At 70.4% G+C, this 18301-nt stretch carries 16 protein-coding genes and 1 riboswitch; of the genes, 8 read left to right on the forward strand and 8 right to left on the reverse strand.

What is annotated here, in order from left to right; all coding sequences use genetic code 11:
- The first annotated feature begins 41 nt into the window (after nucleotides 1–41).
- Nucleotides 42–929: a LysR family transcriptional regulator gene (locus tag ABZ552_RS18930; protein ID WP_043718476.1), complete on the forward strand. Its 888-nt coding sequence runs from the start codon at nucleotides 42–44 to the stop codon at nucleotides 927–929.
- On the opposite strand, the gene ABZ552_RS18935 is transcribed toward ABZ552_RS18930, so the two are convergent.
- The gene (locus ABZ552_RS18935) at nucleotides 919–2307 is read right to left on the reverse strand and encodes an amidase family protein (RefSeq protein ID WP_357438620.1); all 1389 of its coding nucleotides are present in this window, start codon (nucleotides 2305–2307) and stop codon (nucleotides 919–921) included. The two genes, ABZ552_RS18930 and ABZ552_RS18935, sit on opposite strands and share 11 nt — an antisense overlap.
- 229 nt (nucleotides 2308–2536) lie before the next feature.
- Between ABZ552_RS18935 and ABZ552_RS18940 the strand changes: the two genes are divergently transcribed.
- The 3 genes from ABZ552_RS18940 to ABZ552_RS18950 all read left to right on the forward strand — a co-directional run bounded on the left by ABZ552_RS18940 (nucleotide 2537) and on the right by ABZ552_RS18950 (nucleotide 8636).
- Complete coding sequence (locus tag ABZ552_RS18940) at nucleotides 2537–5086, forward strand: serine/threonine-protein kinase (protein WP_281876981.1); 2550 nt, start codon at nucleotides 2537–2539, stop codon at nucleotides 5084–5086.
- A gap of 386 nt (nucleotides 5087–5472) precedes the next feature.
- On the forward strand, nucleotides 5473–7923 hold the full coding sequence (locus ABZ552_RS18945) for a protein kinase (protein ID WP_281880695.1): 2451 nt from the start codon (nucleotides 5473–5475) through the stop codon (nucleotides 7921–7923).
- On the forward strand, nucleotides 7920–8636 hold the full coding sequence (locus ABZ552_RS18950) for a cyclase family protein (RefSeq protein WP_281876980.1): 717 nt from the start codon (nucleotides 7920–7922) through the stop codon (nucleotides 8634–8636). Before ABZ552_RS18945 ends, ABZ552_RS18950 begins: the two co-directional genes overlap by 4 nt.
- Nucleotides 8637–8640: 4 nt before the next feature.
- Here the strand turns inward: ABZ552_RS18950 and hpt are convergent, their stop codons facing one another.
- The 4 genes from hpt to dacB all read right to left on the reverse strand — a co-directional run bounded on the left by hpt (nucleotide 8641) and on the right by dacB (nucleotide 12869).
- Complete coding sequence (gene hpt, locus ABZ552_RS18955; protein ID WP_040864524.1) at nucleotides 8641–9195, reverse strand: hypoxanthine phosphoribosyltransferase; 555 nt, start codon at nucleotides 9193–9195, stop codon at nucleotides 8641–8643.
- Nucleotide 9196: 1 nt separating this feature from the next.
- A complete protein-coding gene (tilS, locus tag ABZ552_RS18960; RefSeq protein ID WP_281876979.1) occupies nucleotides 9197–10300 on the reverse strand; it encodes a tRNA lysidine(34) synthetase TilS in 1104 nt (367 codons plus the stop codon).
- 66 nt (nucleotides 10301–10366) lie between these two features.
- Nucleotides 10367–11473 carry a zinc-dependent metalloprotease gene (locus tag ABZ552_RS18965; RefSeq protein ID WP_281919165.1) on the reverse strand — a complete coding sequence of 369 codons (1107 nt, stop codon included), beginning with the start codon at nucleotides 11471–11473 and terminating at the stop codon, nucleotides 10367–10369.
- Nucleotides 11474–11486: 13 nt separating this feature from the next.
- A complete protein-coding gene (dacB, locus tag ABZ552_RS18970) occupies nucleotides 11487–12869 on the reverse strand; it encodes a D-alanyl-D-alanine carboxypeptidase/D-alanyl-D-alanine-endopeptidase (RefSeq protein WP_281876976.1) in 1383 nt (460 codons plus the stop codon).
- 274 nt (nucleotides 12870–13143) lie between these two features.
- Between dacB and ABZ552_RS18975 the strand changes: the two genes are divergently transcribed.
- Nucleotides 13144–13635 carry an inorganic diphosphatase gene (locus ABZ552_RS18975; protein ID WP_195078000.1) on the forward strand — a complete coding sequence of 164 codons (492 nt, stop codon included), beginning with the start codon at nucleotides 13144–13146 and terminating at the stop codon, nucleotides 13633–13635.
- Between the two features lie 125 nt (nucleotides 13636–13760).
- On the opposite strand, the gene ABZ552_RS18980 is transcribed toward ABZ552_RS18975, so the two are convergent.
- Both ABZ552_RS18980 and ABZ552_RS18985 read right to left on the reverse strand, forming a co-directional pair.
- Nucleotides 13761–14003, reverse strand: a complete 243-nt coding sequence (locus ABZ552_RS18980; RefSeq protein ID WP_159841880.1) for a hypothetical protein — start codon at nucleotides 14001–14003, stop codon at nucleotides 13761–13763.
- A 186-nt stretch (nucleotides 14004–14189) separates the two neighbouring features.
- On the reverse strand, nucleotides 14190–15011 hold the full coding sequence (locus tag ABZ552_RS18985; RefSeq protein ID WP_281919166.1) for a crotonase/enoyl-CoA hydratase family protein: 822 nt from the start codon (nucleotides 15009–15011) through the stop codon (nucleotides 14190–14192).
- Between the two features lie 193 nt (nucleotides 15012–15204).
- On the opposite strand from ABZ552_RS18985, the gene ABZ552_RS18990 reads away from it, so the two are divergent.
- The 3 genes from ABZ552_RS18990 to ABZ552_RS19000 all read left to right on the forward strand — a co-directional run bounded on the left by ABZ552_RS18990 (nucleotide 15205) and on the right by ABZ552_RS19000 (nucleotide 16744).
- A complete protein-coding gene (locus ABZ552_RS18990) occupies nucleotides 15205–15525 on the forward strand; it encodes a 2-oxo-4-hydroxy-4-carboxy-5-ureidoimidazoline decarboxylase (RefSeq protein ID WP_281876971.1) in 321 nt (106 codons plus the stop codon).
- Between the two features lie 54 nt (nucleotides 15526–15579).
- Nucleotides 15580–16056, forward strand: coding sequence for a YbaK/EbsC family protein (locus ABZ552_RS18995; protein WP_281876970.1), 477 nt, complete (start codon nucleotides 15580–15582; stop codon nucleotides 16054–16056).
- Between the two features lie 136 nt (nucleotides 16057–16192).
- Nucleotides 16193–16744, forward strand: a complete 552-nt coding sequence (locus ABZ552_RS19000) for a flavin reductase family protein (RefSeq protein WP_350356459.1) — start codon at nucleotides 16193–16195, stop codon at nucleotides 16742–16744.
- Between the two features lie 18 nt (nucleotides 16745–16762).
- Here the strand turns inward: ABZ552_RS19000 and ABZ552_RS19005 are convergent, their stop codons facing one another.
- Nucleotides 16763–18082: an aminotransferase class V-fold PLP-dependent enzyme gene (locus ABZ552_RS19005; protein WP_281876969.1), complete on the reverse strand. Its 1320-nt coding sequence runs from the start codon at nucleotides 18080–18082 to the stop codon at nucleotides 16763–16765.
- A 47-nt stretch (nucleotides 18083–18129) separates the two neighbouring features.
- Nucleotides 18130–18243, reverse strand: a riboswitch (SAM riboswitch).
- Between the last annotated feature and the right edge of the window lie 58 nt (nucleotides 18244–18301).

Raw genomic sequence — 18301 nt, forward strand, 5'->3', positions numbered from 1 at the left:
TAAGGCTGGAAATTCCGGACTGATTCTGATAGCAAGGGGCTATGGACCCGCACTTGCGCGACCTGCGGTATTTCGTCGCCGTCGCTGAGGAACTGCACTTCACCAACGCCGCTCAGCGGCTGCACATCGCTCAACCCACCCTGTCGCGTCAGATCCGTCAGCTGGAACGTCAGCTCGACGTGGTCCTGTTCGACCGCAACCAGCGCAGCGTCGCGCTGACCGTCGCGGGCAAGGAACTGCTCGAAGGCGCTCGCAAGATCCTGGAGCTGTGGGAGGTCACCAACGTCTCGCTGCAGGAAGCGGGCGAGGTGCTGCGCGTCGGCATCCAGTCAGCGCTCGGGCGCGGGCTGCTCAGCGATCTGGAGAGCGCCAGCGGCCATCGCCTCGCGCTGCACGCCGCCTCGTGGACGGATCCCTCCAGCGGGCTCGCGGGCAGGCAGGCCGACCTCGCGCTGGTCTGGCTCCCGCTGCCGGACCAGAGCCGTTACCGGTGGCAGGTGCTGCGCACCGAGCCGCGCTGGGTGCTGCTCCCGGAGAACCATCCGCTCGCCGTCTCGGAGACCATCGAGTTCGCCGATCTGCTCGACGAGCCGTTCGTCGCGCTGCCCACCGAAGCCGGTGCGGTACGCGACTTCTGGCTCGGCAACGACGGACGCGGCGGGCGGCCCCCGAAGATCGGCGCCGAGGCCGCGACCGCCGAGGACAAGCTGGAAGCCGTGAGCCTCGGTCTGGGCGTGTGCCTGCTCGCCGAGAACAACGTGCCGATGTACCGCTGGCCGGGGCTGACCGCGCGGCCCGTGTCGGGGCTCGCGCCGTGCGAGCTCGCCGTGGCCTGGCGAGCCGACGACAACCGGCCGACCATCCTCGAGTTCGCCGGTCGTGCCGTCGAAGGCGGCTTCGCGGCGCAGCAGTCGCCGGTCAGCGTCTGAATCGGCCTTCGGGTGCGGTGCGCTGCCAGGGGTAGCGGGTCTCCAATTGCGCGGACAGCCGTAGCAGGGTGGACTCGCTGCCGGGCGGCCCGGCGAGCTGGGCGGCCACCGGCGTCTCCGATCCGGGATGCATGCCCATCGGGATGGACGCGGCGGGCCAGCCGACCAGATTCCACAGCGGAGTGAAGGGGGCGAATCGCGCGCCGGCGAGCAGGGTGGCCGGCCGATTGCGGAAGTGCCAGGCCCGCGCCGGGGGTGGCGGGGCGGCGAGCGTGGGAGTGATCACCACGTCGTAACGCTCGAAGAATTCCAGTAGTCGCGCCTCGACCCGGTCGATCTGGGCTGGGCGCGCGAGCCGTAGCCGATGCACCGTGCGGCCGAGGGCCAGTCGACGGCGGGCTCTTCGGGATAGCTGGTCGGGCTCGGGTAGCTCGGGGGCATCGCGCGCACCGAGGGCCAGCCAGCGTAGGGATGTCGCGAGCAGTGCGTTTCCGTACGGTAGGACGGTCGGTTCGACCACATGGCCCGCCGCCGCGGCCACCGCGGCCGCTCTGCGGGCCGCGGCCGTCCAATGCCGGTCGACGCGCAGCAAGCGAGACGGTGGGTCCACGGCCAGGGCGATGCGTAGTCGGCCGGGCGGATCCACCTCGGCCAGGTCCGGCCGCGCCGCCAGCACCGACAGCGCCAGTGCCGCGTCGTCCACACTGCTTGCCAGAACACCGCTCTCGACCAGGCCCGACCAGGCGCCGGCGCCGGGCACCATGTGCTGCCCCGGCTTGATCCCGAAGACGCCGCAGCACGCGGCGGCCACCCGCACCGCACCCAAGCCATCGCAGCCGTGCGCCACCGGGATCAGCCCGGCCGCGATGGCCGCGCCTGCCGCGCCACCGGCGTTGCGCCCTTGGTTCCAGGGATTGCGGATGACACGCTCCGAGCCTTCGCTCGTCGCCCATCGGCTCAGCTCGGGCGCCGCGACCAGCCCCATGACGACCGCGCCGGCGGCGCGCAGCCGCGCCACCACCGGATGATCCGCGGCGGCCGCAGGCCCCCACGGCACCGGCTCGCCAGCGATGGGCACGCCGTGTTCGACCGCGACCGGGACACCGGCCATGGGCAGCACGTCGAGGTCGTCGCGTTCGGTCAGGCTCGCCGACTCGGCCATCGCCTGTTCGGCGCGAAGCACGCTGAACGCCGGGCAGTTCCGGTCCGCCGCGGCGATCCGCGTCCCGGCATCCGCCGCCACTTGGCCGGGGTGCAACAGGCCGTCGCGTACACACGCCGCGATCGTCGCGGCCGGGCCGCGTTCCAGACCGTCCTCGGTGTCCCGGGCACTGTCCGGCCGCGTTTCGGTAGCGGTCCCGAACGGCCGGGAGAGCATGGGTTCATTGATTTTCGAGCTGTCCGCCATGATTGCGGCCTCGTCAGACATGTGCTGGTCATCCCCCGTCGCGTCGTTGTCGAAATCGGGTGATCCACTGTCGAGCCGCAAGTTATCATTTCGAATACGGCGCGGGGGATGATGGTGTCGGGTGTGGCGAGAATTTTTCGGCCCATCCGGCAACGACCGATGCGGATTCTGCGGCGTCCGCCGAGCCATAGGTCCCGACATGAGTGCGAACTCTGAGAGAAGTTCCGAATCCGACACGGGTGTTTCCACCCGTGCCAGGAGTGGTGATCTGTCGCGCGCCGAATCCGACGCGGTGGCGGCGTTCTCCGCGGCTTGGAAATCGACCCGGCGCCCGCCGGTCATCGCCGAATACCTGCCCGACGCCAGCACCTTGCGCCGCGAGGCGCTGCTCGAGCTGATCCGCGTCGACCTGCGCAATCGTTGGCTGCATCGCCGCCGGGCGATCACGAGCGACGCGACGCAGCCTGCCGCGCGCATGCGCCTGGCCGATTACTGCGCCGAATTTCCCGAACTCGTTTCCGACGATATTCCGGCCGGTCTGGTGTACGAGGAGTTCGTCATCCGCCGCCAGAGCGGCGAGCGGGTCGATCCGCGCGAATGCCTACGCGAATACCCACGTCAGGCCGAGGAATTGCGCGAGCTGCTGAACGCCGACGAGGTCGACCAGAGCACCCGCCGCGCGCCTGGAGAGGACGCCACCCGGACCGCCCTCGCGCACACCGGCGCGGATTTCGACGACACCGCATTGAACCGAACCGCCGAGTCCGCTCGTGATTCCGAGGTGACCAGAACGACCGCCGCCGATCTGACGGGTACGGCGACCGCCGTGCCCACGACGATCGGCACCGGACCGAGCCGGCCCGACCCGCTCGACCGCATCGAGATCGGTCAGCAGATCGATGACTTCGATCTGCTGACCGGTCTGGGCAGCGGTGCGTTCGCCCGGGTCTTCCTCGCCCGGCAGCGTTCGCTGCAGCGGCTGGTCGCGGTCAAGATCTCCAGCGACCACGGCACCGAACCGCAGACGCTGGCGCAGCTGGACCACGACTACATCGTGCGGGTCTTCGACCAGCGGCTGCTCGACGACGCCGAGGGCGCCGCACGCCGGCTGCGGCTGCTCTACATGCAGTTCCTCCCCGGCGGCACGCTGCTTGGCGTGCTGCGCTGGGTGCGCGCGACCCCGCCCGCCGAGCGCAGCGGCAGGCTCCTGCTCGACGCCGTGGACGCGGCCATGGAGGAGAAGGGCGAGATCCGGCCGACCGACTCCAGCGTGCGCGCCGAACTCGCCCGGCTGAGCTGGCCGGAGACGGTGGCCTGGCTGGGCCGCAGGCTGGCCGAGGCGCTGGACTACGCGTCCTCGCACGGCGTGCTGCACCGCGACGTGAAACCGGCCAACGTCCTGCTCACCGCCGAGGGCGTGCCGAAACTGGCGGACTTCAACATCAGCTTCAGCCGCAACGTGGAGGGCACCAGCCCGGTCGCCTATTTCGGCGGCTCACTGGCCTACATGTCGCCGGAACAGCTGGAGGCCTGCCACCCGAGCTTCGGCCGCAGCGCCGCCGACCTGGACACCCGCGCCGACATCTATTCGCTGGGCGTGGTGCTGTGGGAGCTGCTCACCGGCGCGAAGCCGTTCGACGACCGGACGGCGGGCGCGGGCGAGCAAGGCGACGACACCACGCTCGAGGCCATGCTGGAGCGGCGCAGCACCGGCGTGGACGAAGTCGCGCTGCGCCGGGTTCCGCCCGACTGCCCGGCCGCCTTGTGCCGAGTGCTGCTGACCTGTCTCGCGCCGGAGCGGACCGACCGCTGGTCCAGCGGTGCGATCCTGGCCAGGCAGCTGGAAATGTGCCTGGACGAGCGCGCGCGCGACCTTGTCGACCCCCCGCCGAAAAGCTGGCGGCGGCGGCTGCGCCCGTACATCGTGCCGGTCGCGCTGCTGGCGGTGGCGCTGCCGAATGTGCTCGCGTCGCTGTACAACATCCAGCACAACCAGCACCTGATCATCAGCCGGATGACCGAGGACGCCCAGCAGACCTTCCTGATCATCACCGGCGTGGTCAACGCGATCTTCTTCCCGGCCGGCATCGCGGTCGTGCTGTACATGGCGAGATACGTCCTGACCGTGCCGCGTGGTCTGCGCAAAGGACGACGATACGACCCGGACACCCTCCAGCGCGCCAGAAAGGACGCGCTGCTGATGGGCGATAGGGCCGTGGTCGTGGCCTTCTCGCTATGGGTGCTGGCCGGGCTGATCTTCCCGATCGCGCTTCAGGTGTCGACCGGAGACATAGCGACCCGCGCCGTGGTCCACTTCTTCTCCTCACTGGTGGTGTGCGGTGCGATCGCGGTCGCCTATCCCTTCTTCCTGCTGACCTTCTACATGGTGCGGTGCATCTATCCGCTGTTCCTCCGGCACGGGGACATCAGCCCGGAGGACGCGGTGTGGCTGCGCGGCCTGGACCGGCGTTGCAACGGTTACCTCGCGGTCGCCGCGTCGGTGCCGTTGCTCGCGGTCGCCGGAGTGACCTTCCTACCGCCCTCCGATATTCCGTCGGTGATCTTCGCGGTCCGGCTGCTGTGCGTGGGCGGCATAATCGCGTTCGTGGGCACCTATTTGCTGTTCCGTGCGCTCGAAGCGGATCTGCGAGCGCTGGAGCGGGTGGTCGATCCCGAATCCGCCGAAACCGGGGCCGCCGAGGCCAGGTCCGTCCGAGCGACCACGACCGTCGCGGAGTCCGGCACGTGAGTTTCCCGCGCACCGATGCCGTCGCCCGGTTCACCGCCGACTGGCAGCGCAGCCTTCACAGCGACCGGTTACCGCCGCAGATCCGTGACTACGTGCCCGATGGCACGCAGGCTCGCTTGGCCGTACTCATCGACCTGATCCGGGTGGATCTGCGACGGCGCTGGGAACGCGAAGGACTCGGCAAGCGAGTCGCGGAATACCGCGCGGAATTCCCGGAGGTGGACGACAGCCCCGAGCTGGTCGATCTCGTGTGCGAAGAATTCCTGGTCCGCCGCCGGCGCGGACAGCTGCCGCTGGCGGATTTCCTCGGCGACTACCCGGACCTCGCGGGCGCGGCCGGTGAGATCCTCGCCGACTTCGCCGATTCCGACGACGACGTCGACGACATGCCGGGCGAAACCCTCGCCGCGCTCGCCGACCTCGCGCCCGGCCACCGGATCGATGACTTCGATCTGCTCACCGACCTCGGCTCCGGGCTGCTCGGCCGCGTCTTCCTGGCCAGGCAGCGTTCCATGCAACGGCTGGTCGCCGTGCGGTTCTCGGCGGGCCGGGCGGGCGCACCGCGCACGATGGCCCAGCTCGATCACGCCCACATCGTGCGCGTCTTCGATCAGCGGGTGCTCGGCGCCGATGCCGCGCCTACCCGCACAATGGCCGCGACCCCCGCGAACGGGGGCCAGAGCGTGGCCACCGACGCGGACGTCACCATCGCTGCGCCGCCCACCGACCTCGACGCCTCGGCCGCCGAGTCGTTCGATCTCGACGCCACCGTCGCCGCCCCGCCCGCCCGGACCGCAGGCCGCCCCGGCGATGACGACACCCTCTTCGACCTCGAAGCCACCGTCGCGGCGGCGTCACCCCTCCGGACGCCGAGCCGCCCCAGCGACGACGAGACCGCTGCGGAAAACCGTCCTAACGGGACGACCAACCGCCCCGGCGACGAGGAGGCTCGCCCGCGCGTCGCCGAAAGCCACGGCGCGACCGTTACCCACCCGTCAGTCCCGGACGAGGCGACGGTCGTCGCGGGGGAAACCATCGATGACGAGACCATCGTCGCCGAGCCCGACAGATCCCCTTCGCTTCCCTCTCGCCGTCCCCGAACGCCCGACCCCGGGCGATCGGCCGAAACCGGCGCGGCGGTGCTCGCGCACCCCGACACAGCGGTGACCGAACGATCGGTCGATCCGGACGCGACCATCGCGGGTCCCCCGGACGACGTCACGTCCGCGCGCTCCGGGACGGCCCTCGCGCCGGAGCCCCGGACGACCGTCCTCCCGCGCCTGGTCTACATGCAGTACCTTCCCGGCGGCACGGCGGTCGGTCTTCTCGAACAACGCCGTCGCGGCCCGGTGTCCGATGGCGGCGCCCTGCTGTTGCGCGCGGTGGACAGCGCCATGGAGGCCAAGGGTGAGATCCGGCCCGCGGATTCCAGCGTGCGCTCCGAAATCGCCCGGCTGAGCTGGCCGGAGACCGTGGCGTGGGTGGGCAGGCGGCTGGCCGACGCCCTGGATTACGCCGCCCACCAGGGCGTGCTGCACCACGACATCAAGCCGGCGAACGTGCTGTTCACCGCGGAGGGCATTCCGAAACTCGCCGATTTCGCCCTCGGCGAGTCGGCGGCGCGCGTTCCCCCGCCGCGCGGGCCCGGCGCGCCCGACGCGCTGGTCTACCGATCCCCGGAACAACTGGCCGCCTATCTCGATCCCGGCGCGCCGGTCCCCGGCGACACCAGCGACGTCTACTCCCTCGGCGTGCTGCTGTGGGAAATGCTGACAGGCGCGACTCCCTTCGACGATCCGCCCCTCGCGGAGGACGGGCCCGGCGCCGAGACGTACGCGGCGATGCTCGCGGTGCGCCGCGACGGTGTCTCGCCTGCGGCACTCGCGCGTCTGCCGGAAGACACCCCCGCCGCGCTGCGCCGCGTGCTGCTGGACTGCCTGCACGCGGCCCCCGAACGCCGCTGGCGCGGCGGCGCGGAACTCGCGGCACAGCTCGACCTGTGCCTGGACACCCGCGCGCGTGATCTGGTCGATCCCCCGCCCCGCAGCCTCGCGCACCGGGCCCGGGGCTGGCTGCTCCCCGTCGCGGCGCTGTGCGTCGGCGTGCCCAACGTGCTGGCCAGCTTCTACAACATCCAGCTGAACCAGGCCCTGATCATCGACCGGATGTCGGCCGCAGACCAGGAGAAGTTCGCGACGGTCGGATTGATCAACAATGTCGTCGCCTTCCCGGTCGCCGCGCTGCTGCTGTTGTTCATGACCCGGCGGCCGCTCGCCATCGCCTACCGCCTCGGCCACGGCCGCGGGTATTCGGCGCGCACGCTCGCGAAAGCGCGCCGCGACACCCTGCTGATGGGCGACTGGGCGGTGTGGATACCTTTCGGCTTCTGGCTGGTGGCCGGCATCATCTGGCCGCTGGGACTGGCTTTCTCCGGCGTCGACCTGCCGCGCGGGACCTTTCTGCATTTCTTCGCCGCCCAGGTGGTGTGCGCGGCCATCGCACTGGCCTATCCGTTCTTCCCGATCATGGTCTACGCGGTGCGCTCGATCTATCCACAACTGCTGGTGCGCGGCGGCATCGGGCCCGACGACGAACGCCAGTTGCGCGCGCTGGCCCGGCGCGGCAACTTCTATCTGGGTGTCGCGGCGTCGGTTCCGCTGCTCGGCGTGGCGAGCGCGACCTTCGTCGACGCCGCCGACCTGGAGTTGGTGATCGTTCCGGTGCGCGTGCTGAGTGTGGGTGGCATCCTGGCATTCGTGCTGACCTATCGGCTGTTCCGCATCCTCGAAGCAGATCTGCTCGCGCTGGCCAGGGCGATCCCGCAGCGGACTCGATGACCACGCCGCGCCCGCTGGGACGGTTGGTGAATCTGTCGCACGTCCACGACCCGGCCACCACGCCGCTGTACCCGGAGGACCCCGAGTTCGGCACCGACGTGGTGGCCACGATCGCCGATCACGGCTATTACCTGCGCTACATCCGGCAAGGCGAGCACACCGGAACCCATTGGGGCGCACCGATCCATTTCCGCGCCGACGGACTGGCCGCGCACGAACTGGACCCGGACGACCTGCTGCTGCCCGCGGTGAAGATCGATGTCCGGCACCGCTGCGCGACCGATCGCGACTACGCGATCACGGTGGACGATCTGACGCGCTGGGAGGCCGGACACGGCCGGATCCCGGACGGAGCGGCGGTGATCGCCTGGACCGGCTGGGACGCCAAATGGGGTACACCGGAGTTCATCGGCACGGGCGAATCGGCCGGTCGTCAGCCCGGTTTCGCGGTGGAGACGGTGGAATGGCTGCTGCGCAGCGGCAGGCTCGGCCGCCGTGGCGCGCTCGGCATCGACACGTTCGGTCCGGATGTGGGTACCGACCAGACGTACGAGGTGTCCAAGCTGCTCTACGGCGAACGCCGGATCAGCTTGGAATGCATGGCGAACCTGGCCGCGCTGCCCGCGAGCGGGGCATGGGTGCTGGTCGGCGGACCGCTCTATCGCGGCGGTTCCGGCTCCCCGGCAACGATTTTCGGCATCCTGCCCGGCTGACGCCTCAGCCGCCGTAGACCTTGGGATCCAAGGTGCCGATGTAGGGCAGGTCGCGGTAGCGCTCCGCGTAGTCGAGGCCGTAACCCACGACGAATTCGTTCGGGATGTCGAAGCCGACGTGCGCGACCTCCACGGGCGTGCGTAACGCGTCGGGCTTGCGTAGCAGGGTGACCACCTCGAGCGAAGCCGGGTTGCGGGTGGACAGGTTCCGCTTGAGCCAGGACAGCGTGAGCCCGGAGTCGATGATGTCCTCGACGATCAGGACGTTGCGGCCCGCGATGTCCTTGTCCAGGTCCTTCATGATGCGCACGACACCCGAGGACGAGGTCGACGACCCGTAGGACGAGACGGCCATGAATTCCATCTGGGTGGGGATCGGCAGCGCCTTGGCCAGGTCGGTCATGAAGAAGATGGCGCCCTTGAGCACACCCACCAGCAGCAGATCGCCCTCGGGAGCGTCCGGGGGATACCGCTTGGCGATGAGTTCGGCCAGCTCCTGGGTCTTGGCGGCGATCTGTTCCTCGGTGATCAGCACCGACGCGATGTCATCCCCGTACACGTCAGCTGGATTCCCTTCCGTGGTGGTGAGCCCGTTGGGCCGGTTCGGTCTGCGTCATCGATCCGATGCCGTCCTCGTCCAGCCGCAGTGTCAGCCTGCCATGTTCACGCCCGGCGACCAACCTGCTACCCGGCCTTCCTCCGCCGACCGCGACGCCGCCCTGCCCGCGCCAAGCGGTAACCAGTTCGTCGACTGCCTGTAAATGCTTCGTGGTCAGGGCTTTCGCCCCGTTGTCCAGCAGCCATGCCCGGATCGCCCGTTTGCGGAGGGCGGCGGGCGCAGTGGCGAGGGTCTCGATCACCAGCGCCTGCCCATCACCGGCGGTGTGCCGCAGGTCGGCGGCGAGCACGTCCAGCACCGCGCCGTCCTCGCGCAGCTGCTCGGCCGTGCGCGCCAGCGCGGGGGCCACGCCACCGCCGAGGATCTGCTCCAACAGCGGCAGCGCCTCGGTGCGCAGCCGGACCCTGGTGAACTCCGGCGCCGCGTTGTGCGGATCGTCGTGCGGCGTCACGCCCAGGTCGGCGCACATCTGCCGGGTGGTTTCCCGGCGCACGCCGAGCAACGGCCGTCCCCACGGCTCGGCACAGGCGGCCATCCCTTGGATCGAGCGGCCACCGGAGCCCCGCGCGAGGCCCAGCAACACCGTTTCGGCCTGGTCGTCGAGGGTGTGACCGAGCAGCACCGGCAAGCCCGAGCGCGCCGAGTCCAACGCGGCGTAGCGGGCCCGGCGAGCGGCGGCTTCCAAGCCGCCCGCGGTGCCGACCTGGACCGCGAGCACGCGCGCGGACCGGCAGCCGAGCGCCAGCGCCTGCGCCGCCGCCTCGGCGGCGACCGCGCCGGACCCGGGCTGCAGGCGATGATCGACCACCAGCGCGTCCACCGCGTTCATCTCCACTACCGCCGCCGCGGTGAGGGCCAGCGAATCAGCGCCACCGGACAACGCGACCGCCACCGCCTGCTCGTCGGTCTCGCGCGGCCCGAACCTGCCCAGCCAGTCGCGGACCGCCCGGCGGACGGCGAGCACGGCAGCGGTCTCGGGCAACCGGGCGGGGCCTGTGGCGGGCGCGGATGAGCGCCCGGGTGTCGTTCCTGGCGCACGCCCCATGGGCGCAGCCTACCGGCCCGACCGCTCGCGGCGAACCACCACCGGGCCCGGTACCGGCTTGCTCGCTCAGGCCAGCACGCGCTCGATCCAGCGCTGCGGATGCTCGATCTCGTCGGTGCGCGGCAAGGTCTCGGCGTCGGTCCACACGGTGTTGAACCGCGTCATCCCCACAGCCCCGACGACCTCGTCCACGAATTTCTTGCCGCGCACATACTGGGCGACCTTCGCGTCCACGCCGAGCAGGGCGCGCAGGATGCGTTGCACCGGGTTCGTCGGACGCCTGCGGCGCTGGTCGAACGCGGTGCGGATCTGCTCGACCGACGGCACGACCGCGGGACCGACCGCATCCATGACGTGATCAGCGTGCCCCTCCAGCAGGGTGCCGAGCATGAGCAGACGGTCCAGCGCCGCGCGCTGCGGCGGCGCCTGCGTGGCGCGCAGCAGGCCGACCACGCCGCGCGCGGCCGGGTCGTCGGGGGTGGTCCCGCGACGGCGCTCGCGCACCTCGCCGACCAGGCGGGACAGCATGTCGCTCAGCGGCTCGTCGGCGACCTCGCCGAGCACCTCGACGTTGGCGCGCATGTAGTCGCCGAGCCAGGGAGCGGAGGAGAACTGCACCCGGTGGGTCACCTCGTGCAGGCACACCCACAGCCGGAAATCGCTCGCCGACACCCCCAGCGCCCGTTCGACCGCCACGATGTTCGGCGCGACCAGCAGCAGGGTGCCGTCCGAGCCCGTGAACGGGTCGTATTGACCGAGAATCGCGGTGGACAGGAAGGCGAGCATGGCACCCGCCTGCACTCCGGCGGGTTTGCCCGCCAGCTTGCGGTCCAACCGCGCCTCGCCGGTCCCGGTGAGCTGGGCCATCGAGTCGGCGGCGGCCGTGATCCAGCCCGGGCGGTCGACGATCCGGGCCGCCGGTACCGGCCGGTCGTCCAGCAACCCGCTGACCTCGCGAACCGGCGCCTCGGCCCGCACGGAGGACTCGGCGAGTTCGGCGACCACCTGCTCGGCCGAATAGCGCGACGTGCGCGGACCGGCGGGCACCAGGGCGGAGCCGGTTCGCGCGGCCAGGCGCCAATCGACCACACCGGACAGACCCGAGCGGCCCTTACGCCGCTCGTCCGCACCGGCGGAGCCGAATTCGGCTGTCTCGGAACCTTGCTGGGTCATGATCAACCACCCGTCAGGAGCATCCACAGTTTCGCAGCGTGCCTGCGATCGCGTCCAACGCGGGCCTGCTGACCTCCGGCGGTCGATCGTTCGACATCAGTGCGAAGGTCAGCACCCGCCCATCGGCGTCCAGCACATACCCGACCAACGCGCTGGAGACCGACAGAGTTCCGGTCTTGGCCCGCACCCAGCCCGCGCCCTGGCGGTCCCGCGTGACGTAGCGGCTGGTCAGCGACCCCGTTGCGCCCGCGACCGGTAGGGCGTCGAGCATCGGCGCCAAGGTGGCCGCGACCCGGTTGGTCTCGGGCTTGGCCTTGGTACCGGCCGGTTGCACCGCCGTGGCGCCGGTGGGCTCGGCCGCGGTCGCCACGACGCGGTCGAGCAATCGCGCGGGAATCCGGTCGTCGACCGAAAGCCCGCTGCTGTCGTGCATATCCAGCCCGGACAGATCGAAACCGGCCTTGCTCAGCGCCGTGCGCACCGCGGTGACCCCACCGGCGAAGGACGCCGGGCCGCCGGTGGCCGTCGCGATCTCCCGGCCGATCGTCTCGGCCAGCACATTGTCGGAGTAGACCATCATGTCCCGCAGCCGGTCGCGCAGCGGCGCCGACTGCACGGAAGCGATCTCGGCGGCGCCTGCGGGCGCGACACCCGTCCTGACCTTGGCGGGGTCCAGCCCCAGATCGGTCGCCAGCCGCCGCCCGGCGTCCAGCGCGGGCGTGGGGGTGCGCGGCGAGTACTCGACCAGCGGCTGCAGGCGACCGCCGTCGATCATCACCGGCTCGATGGGGGCGATGGAACCCTCGGGGATGTCGACCGGGTCCCAGCCCTGCGCCATGGTGGGGCCGGTGTAGGCGGAGATGTCGACGACGATCGTGTCCACCGCGCGGCCCGCGGACTTGATCTGGTTCACCAGGTCGGACAGGCGCGGCCCGTTCGGGTAGTACCCCTTGCCGTCCGGTTGCGCGGTGAGCGTCGGATCGCCGCCGCCGACCAGCACCGCTTCGTTCGGCGCCGCACCGGCGACGACCTTCGTGGTCACCCGGTGCTCCACGGGCAGCGTGAGCAAGGCGGCCGCGGCGGTGAGGATCTTCGCGGTGGACGACGGGATCATCGGCCGGTTCGCGTCACCGCTCCACAGCACCGTCCCGCTGCCCGCGTCGGTCACCTGCCCGGCGAACGCGCCGAGGTCCGGATTGGCGATAACCGGGGCCAGCGCCGCGGCGACCCCCGCCGGACTCGGCGCGGAATCGGTGGACCGGGCCGGGCCGACCTGTGGCGACGGCTCGACCGGATCGGGCGGGGCGGCGACGGTGAGACCACCGTGCCGGAACTCAGGGGTCCACGGACGCACCGCGAGCAGCGCCACGGCGGCGGCGACGATCAGTACGACCATCGTGCTCGAGATCCAGATCCATCTGTTGCGGCGCCGCCGGGCAGCCAGCCCACCGATGTTCTCGTTGCCACCAAACACGTCGCCGCCGCTCTCCTGACCGATTCCCGCAGCAGCCGCCTGCCGCACCCATGTCCCCGACGACCACACTATCCTCGTTGCGCAACCGTTCCCCTGAACAACCTGGCGAGTCGGCACACTCCGCAGCGGCCGAGTCGGCAGTCGCCGAAAAGCAGCCGAGTCGCCGGACTCGGCCCCGATGCACGAAGGAGATGGCGTGGAGTTCGACGTCACCATCGAGATCCCGAAGGGTTCCCGGAACAAGTACGAGGTCGATCACGAGACCGGCCGGGTCCGGCTCGACCGGTTCCTGTACACGTCCATGGTCTATCCCGCCGACTACGGCTACATCGAGAACACCCTCGGCGAGGACGGTGACCCGCTGGACGCGCTGGTCCTGCTGCCCGATTCGGTGTTCCCCGGCGTGATCGTCGAGGCCCGTCCGGTCGCGATGTACAAGATGACCGACGAGGCGGGCGGCGACGACAAGATCCTGTGCGTGCCCGCGGGCGACCCGCGCTGGGACCACATCCAGGATCTGAAGGACGTCCCGGAGTTCGAACTCGCCGCGATCAAGCACTTCTTCGAGCGCTACAAGGACCTGGAGCCCGGCAAGTACGTCAAGGGCTCGGAGTGGGTGGGCCGGGCCGAGGCCGAGGCCGAGGTGGAAGCGTCCATCCAGCGCCTGAAAGATCAGGGCGGGCACTGAAAGCCCTTCGGGCACAACGCGAGCGGGGAGTCCGGTAGGCCCGGGCTCCCCGCTCTGCCGTTCGCGGCGCGAAAGGCGAAAAGGGACATCCGGATACCGGATGCCCCTTCTCGGTGTCAGTTGGCTCAGTAGTAGATGTACAGGTCCCAGCCGTCCCAGGACTCGATGCACTCCCAGTAGTAGCCGCCGGTGCTCGGCGATTCGCCGTCGGCCCGGCACGCGCTCAGCGTGGCGTAGGTGCCGACGTAGGTGCCGCCGTAGGCGACCTCCTGGTAAACCGGCGCGGCCGAGGCCGATGCAGCCGTCGACACCCCGGCGACGGCGGCGGTGGCCAGCAGACCAGCGGCGAGGAAGGACTTGATACGCATTGTTCTTGCTCCTGAATGCGAGGCGAAATTTCCGACGTCACAAACGATATGGACGATCGGCGCCCCGCACAGCCACCCCTAGGGTGAGGGCAAGGCAACCCTGAGGCGAATCACCTTGCCCACCCTCGATACCCACCCTTGGGGCTCGGCACGGCGCGCTCCCCCGGTGCGGGCGCGCCGCCGGTGTCACTGGCCGCGGAATTCCGGCGTGCGCTTCTCGAAGACGGCCTTGATCGCCTCGGTGAGGTCCTCCGAGGGCAGGAACGCGGCATTCCACGCGGAGACGTAGCGCAGTCCAGCGGCGATCTCGTCCTTGCGCCGCTGATCCAGCACGTCCTTGACGCCTTGCACCACCAGCGGCGGGTTCGCGGCGATCTCGCGTGCGGTGGCGTGCGCCGCGTCCAGCGCCGCCTCCTGGTCCGGGAGGACATCGTTGACCAAACCGATCTTCTCCGCGCGAGCGGCGTCGATGTCCTTGCCGGTGTAGGCGAGCTCACGCAGGTGCCCCTCGCCGATGATGCCGGGTAGCCGGTGCAGCGAGCCCACGTCGGCGACGATCGCGACCTTGGCCTCACGCAGGCTGAACTTGGCCTCCGCGCTGGCGTAGCGGATGTCGGCCGCCGCGATGAGGTCCAGCCCGCCGCCGATGCACCAGCCGGACACCGCCGCGATCACCGGCTTGCGGCAGTCCGCCACGGCCGTGATCGATGCCTGCATCTTGCGCACCTCGGTGAGGAAGTCGGTGCGCGGCGCGGCCAGGGCGCGATCGGCCAGCAGCGGGCCGAACGTGCCGCTCATCGCGGGCAGGTCCAGGCCGTAGGAGAAATGCTTGCCCGACCCGGTCAGCACGATCGCCCGCACCTCGGGGTCGGCGTCCAGCTCCTGGAACACCTCCGGCAGCTCGCGCCAGAAGTCGGGACCCATCGCGTTGCCCTTGCCGGGGCCGATCAACGTCACCTGCGCGACGTGATCCTTGGTTTCGACGGTGAAAGCCTGCCAATCTGTCATTTGTACAGCGTATCGAGACAGAGTGGAGCCTGTGTCCCGACCCGGTGACCTGCGTGGCTGCCGGGCTCGCCGGGAAAATCGCATAGCGTGTTAATCCTGTGCAAATTCGCCGGCGGTGCGCTGGTTCCGCGCGACGGCGACGACGGATCATTGTCCCATCGGCAAACCTCAGTCATCGGGTTCGGAGAAGCTCATGCTGATGCACCGGGGAATCGGCCTGGACCGGTTCAACGAATTGCCGCGCGGTCGCGCGATTCACGCACTGTACGAATGCTGCTGCAATGTCACGTGGGCGGAGCGACTGGCCGACGCCCGCCCCTACCCGGATCACGACGCACTGCTGAACATGGCGGACGTCGAATTGCTCGCACTCTCCCAGCGCGATCTCGAGCGCGCCTTCGAAGCCGTTGCGCACGAATCGGTCTCCGCGCCCGACGTGACGGAACTCGCGCGCATCACCCGCGCGCAGATCGCCGGAATGCTCGGGCCGCCCGAGGGCTACCCGGAATACTGAACGGACCGCGCGACTCGCCCGGCATACCGCCCGCACTCGCTCTACCCTGGTGAGATGCGCAGGTCGTCATTGCCACCGGTCGCCTGCCGGGTCGCGGACACCCTCATCTCCCGAGGTCATCACGGTCTCATCGTCGCCCAGCCGGAGCCGACGCATACCGCCGCGGACGCCGCGCGAGCGCTCGGCGTCGACGTGGGGGCGATCACGAAGTCCCTGGTGTTCCTGCTCGACGACGACCCGGTGCTACTGCTGGTCTCGGGGGCGCATCAAGTCGACTTGGCGAAGACCGGCGCGCGCCTGGAGGGCACGCTGACCCGCGCCTCCGCCGACATGGTGCGCCGAGCGACCGGCCAGCCGATCGGCGGTGTCGCACCGGTCGGCCACCCGACCAATCTGCCTACGTGGGTGGACAACGCGCTGGCGCGCCACCGCGAACTCTGGGCCGCGGGCGGGCATCCGAACACCATCTTCCGGACCTCGTTCCCGGAGTTGCTGCGCATCACGGCGGGACTCCCCATCGATGTCGACTGACTCGCGCGAATCACACCGGACGCCGCCAGGGGCGCGCCTCGCTGCCGTTGCGGGAAAGTCACCGGCCAGCCGCGTGCCGACCGTGGGACGACGTATGCCGCCACTCGCGGGCCTGAGTGGGGCGTAGTTTCGTGGTGTGACCGACGCACCACGACCCGAAACGGATCTGCGGGTCCCCGATGATCTGAGCGGCATCACCGCGGAGCAGTATCGCGCCTCCATGCGCCACTACCCGGCCGGTGTCACCGTCGTCACGCTGACTTCGCCACGGGGGCCGGTCGGCTTCACCGCGACCTCCTTCGCCTCACTGTCGCTGGACCCGCCGCTGGTGTCGTTCAACATCGCGCACACCTCCTCCAGCCTGTCCGCCATGCTGGACGCCGCGTCCGTCGTGATCCACTTCCTCGGCGAACACCAGCAGCACCTGGCCCACCGGTTCTCCCGCACCGCCGAGGAGCGTTTCGCCGACCGCAGCCTGTGGACCACCCTCGACACCGGCGAACCGGTCCTGCACGGCACCCCCATCTGGCTGCGCGCCACCGTGCACCAGCTGATCCCCATCGGCGACCACACCTTCGTCGTCGGCTTGGTCACCCGGGTCCACGACAACACCGACGAGAAGCCCGCCGCCGCACCACTGCTGTACTACAACGGCCGCTACTACCGGCCCACCGCCCTCGGCGACTGACCCGCGGAGTGCGCGTCCTCAGCCGATCAGGCAGGGGGCCGCGCCGGTGGGGGCGGTGGAGGTGAAGGGGCGCGTTTCCGGGGTGGGGTTCCAGACACCGTTCTCGGTGGCGTAATTCCAGGTGGTGCCCGTGCGCGCGAGGGTGGCGATCGCCTCGATCAGGCGGTCCACGTCGGCGGAGGTGGTGCCGAGGCCGATGCTGGCGCGCAGCGCGCCGTCCAAACCGAGGCGGGTGAGCAGGGGGTGGGCGCAGAAGCGACCGTCGCGGACGCCGATGCCGTGTTCGGCGGAGAGATAGGCGGCGACGTGGCCGGGGGCGAAGTCGTCGAGGGTGAACGCGACGATGCCGACGGAGTCGAGGCTGTCGGTCCAGATGCGCAACAGCTGGACGCCGGGAATCGCGGCCAAGCCGTCGCGGAGGCGGTCGGCGAGCCGGTGTTCGTGCGCGGCAAGGGTTTCGGCGTCGATGGCACCGAGCGCGTCACAGGCGGCGGCCAACGCGGCGGCGCCGAGCACGTTCGGCGACCCGGCTTCGTGCCGCTGCGGCGCGGGCGCCCATTCGGCCTCGTCGGTGCGCACCTCCCGAACCGCGCCGCCACCCGCCAGGTAGGGCCGCGCCGCATCGAGCCAATCCCGCTTGCCCACCAGCACACCCGCGCCGAACGGCGCGTAGAGCTTGTGCCCGGAGAACGCCAGGTAGTCGATTCCCGTGTCGCGCAGACTGATCCGCCGATGCGGCGCCAGCTGAGCCGCGTCCACGAGGATCCGGGCGCCGCACTGATGCGCGATGGTGGCCAGCCGCTCCAGCGGCAGCACCTCACCGGTCACGTTCGACGCACCGGTCACGGCGAGCAATGCGGCGGGCCTGCTGCACAGTTCGGCGACCAGCCTGCCGATGGTCTCCTCGACCGTGCCCGCGGCCCGCACGACGCGCCTGCCCCGCCTGGTCCAGGGCAGGAAGTTGGCGTGGTGCTCGATGTCGAGCACCACGGTGTCGCCGGGGACGCAGGACGCGAGCAGATTCAGCGAGTCGGTGGTGTTGCGGGTGAAGACCACCACCTGATCGTCGGCGGCGTCGAGGAAGCGGGAGACCGACCCGCGGGCGGCCTCGTAGCACTCGGTGGAGATCCGGGAGGCGTAGCCCGCGCCGCGATGCACGCTGGCGTAGAACGGCAGCAGCTGCTGCACCCGGTCGGTGACCTGGGCCAATGCCGGTGCGCTCGCCGCGTAGTCGAAGTTGGCGTAGGTCGCGGTTCCGCCCTGCACCAGGGGCACGCGCAGTTCGTCACCGGAGACTCGGGCGAGGGCGGCACAGGTGTTGTCGACAGCAGTAGTCATCACGTGAATCCCGTCGGCTAGAGGACCCGCGATCGAATGATTCGTCGAGTCCGCGCTTGCCGCGCCCGGTCGGGCGGCGGCCGGGTCGTCACCCGGAGCACCCCACCGCGGAGGAGGGTTGCCGGCCAGCAAGCCGGGGCTTCGCGCTGGCACTCATGACCTGACCCGAGAGTGGCAGAAGCGCCCCGGCACTGTCAACCACGTTCGACCCCGAGTCCC

Source organism: Nocardia sp. NPDC019219, from assembly GCF_040632645.1.
GTDB lineage: Bacteria > Actinomycetota > Actinomycetes > Mycobacteriales > Mycobacteriaceae > Nocardia > Nocardia sputorum.